Annotated in this window: 2 rRNA genes; both read right to left on the reverse strand. The window is 55.9% G+C overall.

Annotated elements, in window-relative coordinates:
- Positions 1-105 precede the first annotated feature (105 nt).
- A 23S ribosomal RNA gene (locus tag LQV16_RS22735) occupies positions 106-3,252 on the reverse strand.
- A 554-nt stretch (positions 3,253-3,806) separates the two neighbouring features.
- A 16S ribosomal RNA gene (locus LQV16_RS22740) occupies positions 3,807-5,333 on the reverse strand.
- The 16S and 23S rRNA genes sit together here, the layout of an rRNA operon.
- Positions 5,334-5,350: the final 17 nt, after the last annotated feature.

A 5,350-nucleotide genomic window follows, 5' to 3' on the forward strand; every position in this document is an offset into this window, starting at 1 on the left:
ACGGGTTTGTTGTTTGGGAACCACATAGTGGACGCAAGCAGTCTTGTTTCTTTGTACCCTTCCCGGGGTGTGAACGTCTTTTGAATCCGTTCACGGGATGGGTGTGTGGTGTAAGTTATCGGCCTATTAGTACCGGTCAGCTTCACGAGTCGTTAGTCCTCGCTTCCACATCCGGCCTATCAACCCAGTGGTCTGGCTGGGGGCCTCTCACACACAAGGTGTATGGAAATCTCATCTCGAAGCGAGCTTCCCGCTTAGATGCTTTCAGCGGTTATCCCATCCGAACGTAGCTAATCAGCGGTGCACTTGGCAGTACAACTGACACACCAGAGGTTCGTCCGTCCCGGTCCTCTCGTACTAAGGACAGCCCTTCTCAAATTTCCTGCGCGCGCAGCGGATAGGGACCGAACTGTCTCACGACGTTCTAAACCCAGCTCGCGTACCGCTTTAATGGGCGAACAGCCCAACCCTTGGGACCTACTCCAGCCCCAGGATGCGACGAGCCGACATCGAGGTGCCAAACCATGCCGTCGATATGGACTCTTGGGCAAGATCAGCCTGTTATCCCCGAGGTACCTTTTATCCGTTGAGCGACGGCCATTCCACAATGTACCGCCGGATCACTAGTCCCGACTTTCGTCCCTGCTCGAGATGTCTCTCTCACAGTCAAGCTCCCTTGTGCACTTACACTCGACACCTGATTGCCAACCAGGCTGAGGGAACCTTTGGGCGCCTCCGTTACTTTTTAGGAGGCAACCGCCCCAGTTAAACTACCCATCAGGCACTGTCCCTGACCCGGATTACGGGCCGAAGTTAGATGTCCAAAGTGACCAGAGTGGTATTTCAACGATGACTCCACCCGAACTGGCGTCCGGGCTTCAACGTCTCCCACCTATCCTACACAAGCCACTCCGAACACCAATACCAAACTATAGTAAAGGTCTCGGGGTCTTTCCGTCCTGCTGCGCGTAACGAGCATCTTTACTCGTACTGCAATTTCGCCGAGTTTATGGTTGAGACAGCGGGGAAGTCGTTACTCCATTCGTGCAGGTCGGAACTTACCCGACAAGGAATTTCGCTACCTTAGGATGGTTATAGTTACCACCGCCGTTTACTGGGGCTTAAATTCTCAGCTTCGCCTTGCGGCTAACCGGTCCTCTTAACCTTCCAGCACCGGGCAGGAGTCAGTCCGTATACATCGTCTTGCGACTTCGCACGGACCTGTGTTTTTAGTAAACAGTCGCTTCCCCCTGGTCTCTGCGGCCCCGATCCCCTCCCACCAGCAAGTGGTGTTCAAGGTTGGGGCCCCCCTTCTCCCGAAGTTACGGGGGCATTTTGCCGAGTTCCTTAACCATAATTCTCTCGATCGCCTTAGTATTCTCTACCTGATCACCTGTGTCGGTTTGGGGTACGGGCGGCTAAAACCTCGCGTCGATGCTTTTCTCGGCAGCATAGGATCACCGAATCCCCCCATACGGGGGTCCCGTCAGATCTCAGGCATCATGAACGGCGGATTTGCCTACCGTTCGCCCTACATCCTTAGACCGGGACAACCATCGCCCGGCTCGGCTACCTTCCTGCGTCACACCTGTTAATACGCTTGCCTCCCAGGATCAGGTCCCGCGCTCCACCAAAACCCTTCCACCCCGAAGGGTAGGCAGGCAGGTTTCGGGCGGTTAGTGTCCCCTGTTCAGCATGGGCGGTTTTTCGCCGGTACGGGAATATCAACCCGTTGTCCATCGACTACGCCTGTCGGCCTCGCCTTAGGTCCCGACTTACCCAGGGCAGATTAGCTTGACCCTGGAACCCTTGATCATCCGGCGGACGGGTTTCTCACCCGTCTTTCGCTACTCATGCCTGCATTCTCACTCGTGTAGGCTCCACCGCTGGTTTCCACCGCGACTTCACTGCCCACACGACGCTCCCCTACCACTCCAGACGCCTGAACCAACTCCACAAGGAAGCAGCTTGGCTATTGTCTGAAATCCACAACTTCGGCGGTGTACTTGAGCCCCGCTACATTGTCGGCGCGGAATCACTTGACCAGTGAGCTATTACGCACTCTTTTAAGGATGGCTGCTTCTAAGCCAACCTCCTGGTTGTCTTCGCAACTCCACATCCTTTCCCACTTAGCACACGCTTAGGGGCCTTAGTTGGTGGTCTGGGCTGTTTCCCTCTCGACTATGAAGCTTATCCCCCACAGTCTCACTGCTGCGCTCTCACTTACCGGCATTCGGAGTTTGGCTGACGTCAGTAACCTTGTAGGGCCCATTAGCCATCCAGTAGCTCTACCTCCGGTAAGAAACACGCAACGCTGCACCTAAATGCATTTCGGGGAGAACCAGCTATCACGAAGTTTGATTGGCCTTTCACCCCTACCCACAGCTCATCCCCTCCATTTTCAACTGAAGTGGGTTCGGTCCTCCACGACGTCTTACCGTCGCTTCAACCTGGCCATGGGTAGATCACTTCGCTTCGGGTCTAGATCACGCCACTGCAACGCCCTATTCAGACTCGCTTTCGCTACGGCTTCCCCACACGGGTTAACCTCGCGACGTAACACTAACTCGCAGGCTCATTCTTCAAAAGGCACGCCGTCACAACTACACAGCAAGCTGCGGTTGCTCCGACGGATTGTAAGCACACGGTTTCAGGTACTGTTTCACTCCCCTCCCGGGGTACTTTTCACCTTTCCCTCACGGTACTGGTCCGCTATCGGTCATTAGGGAGTATTTAGGCTTATCAGGTGGTCCTGACAGATTCGCACGGGATTTCTCGGGCCCCGTGCTACTTGGGATACTTCACCAGGCGGTGCACAACATTTCGGTTACGGGGCTCACACCCTCTACGGCCGGCCTTTCAAGACCGTTCACCTATGCCTGCACTCTCACCCCACTGTCCCGGCAGAGACAGAATGGGAAGTCCCACAACCCCGACCATGCAACGCCCGCCGGCTATCACACATGGAACGGTTTAGCCTGATCCGCGTTCGCTCGCCACTACTGACGGAATCACTATTGTTTTCTCTTCCTGCGGGTACTGAGATGTTTCACTTCCCCGCGTTCCCTCCACGCACCCTATGTGTTCAGATGCGGGTCACCAGGCAGCTCGCGCCCCTGGCGGGGTTTCCCCATTCGGACACCCTGGGATCACAGTCCGGTTATCGACTCCCCCAGGCTTATCGCAGATTCCTACGTCCTTCTTCGGCTCCTAATGCCAAGGCATCCACCGTGTGCTCTTAAAAACTTGACCACAAAAGATCAAGGAGTAATTTTCGAGAGAACCATGAAAACCACACCGCACACCAGCCACACCCCAAGGGGCACAACCAGAGCAACGGCACAGATCCAGGTTCATATTCTTGGAAATTGCTTCTTATAAAAGATGCTCGCGTCCACTATGTAGTTCTCAAACAACAACCCCGTACCACACACCCCACACACGCCCCGCCCCAAAGGACAGGAACAACCGTATGATCGGTGCAGCCAGGAAACCAGAAACACAAGTCCCACACCACAACCACGCACCCTCCCAAAGGAAGAGCAACGCGGCCGCGCCATGGTCCTGTTGCCTCAGGACCCAACAGTGTGCCAAACACTACCCGGCAGTTCATTCCGGCGAGCGTTCCAGGACACTCTCAAGAGAGCATCCGTACTTGCTGCCGGCCTGTGCCGCCAGGCACCTATTTGCTGATATTCCACCCGTGAGCACCCGCCGCAGAACAATCGTCTGCGCAACGGGCGTTACTCCTGACAACCCCTCCACACCCGCATACACGGGGCAAGGTGACTGTAGGTGCTCCTTAGAAAGGAGGTGATCCAGCCGCACCTTCCGGTACGGCTACCTTGTTACGACTTAGTCCCAATCGCCAGTCCCACCTTCGACAGCTCCCTCCCACAAGGGGTTAGGCCACCGGCTTCGGGTGTTACCAACTTTCGTGACTTGACGGGCGGTGTGTACAAGGCCCGGGAACGTATTCACCGCAGCGTTGCTGATCTGCGATTACTAGCGACTCCGACTTCATGGGGTCGAGTTGCAGACCCCAATCCGAACTGAGACCGGCTTTTTGGGATTAGCTCCACCTCACAGTATCGCAACCCTTTGTACCGGCCATTGTAGCATGCGTGAAGCCCAAGACATAAGGGGCATGATGATTTGACGTCGTCCCCACCTTCCTCCGAGTTGACCCCGGCAGTCTCCCATGAGTCCCCGCCATTACGCGCTGGCAACATGGAACGAGGGTTGCGCTCGTTGCGGGACTTAACCCAACATCTCACGACACGAGCTGACGACAACCATGCACCACCTGTGAACCGGCCCCAAAGGGGAAGGACTGTTTCCAGCCCGGTCCGGCCCATGTCAAGCCTTGGTAAGGTTCTTCGCGTTGCATCGAATTAATCCGCATGCTCCGCCGCTTGTGCGGGCCCCCGTCAATTCCTTTGAGTTTTAGCCTTGCGGCCGTACTCCCCAGGCGGGGCACTTAATGCGTTAGCTACGGCGCGGAAAACGTGGAATGTCCCCCACACCTAGTGCCCAACGTTTACGGCATGGACTACCAGGGTATCTAATCCTGTTCGCTCCCCATGCTTTCGCTCCTCAGCGTCAGTTAATGCCCAGAGACCTGCCTTCGCCATCGGTGTTCCTCCTGATATCTGCGCATTTCACCGCTACACCAGGAATTCCAGTCTCCCCTACATCACTCTAGTCTGCCCGTACCCACCGCAGATCCGGAGTTGAGCCCCGGACTTTCACGGCAGACGCGACAAACCGCCTACGAGCTCTTTACGCCCAATAATTCCGGATAACGCTTGCGCCCTACGTATTACCGCGGCTGCTGGCACGTAGTTAGCCGGCGCTTCTTCTGCAGGTACCGTCACTTTCGCTTCTTCCCTACTGAAAGAGGTTTACAACCCGAAGGCCGTCATCCCTCACGCGGCGTCGCTGCATCAGGCTTGCGCCCATTGTGCAATATTCCCCACTGCTGCCTCCCGTAGGAGTCTGGGCCGTGTCTCAGTCCCAGTGTGGCCGGTCACCCTCTCAGGCCGGCTACCCGTCGTCGCCTTGGTGAGCCATTACCTCACCAACAAGCTGATAGGCCGCGAGTCCATCCAAAACCACAATAAAGCTTTCCACCCCCCACCATGCGATGAGGAGTCATATCCGGTATTAGACCCAGTTTCCCAGGCTTATCCCAGAGTTAAGGGCAGGTTACTCACGTGTTACTCACCCGTTCGCCACTAATCACCGGTGCAAGCACCGGGTCATCGTTCGACTTGCATGTGTTAAGCACGCCGCCAGCGTTCATCCTGAGCCAGGATCAAACTCTCCGTTGAAGTAAAACAGACACAAC

Source organism: Arthrobacter sp. Bi26 (genome assembly GCF_918697925.1).
Classification (GTDB): domain Bacteria; phylum Actinomycetota; class Actinomycetes; order Actinomycetales; family Micrococcaceae; genus Arthrobacter.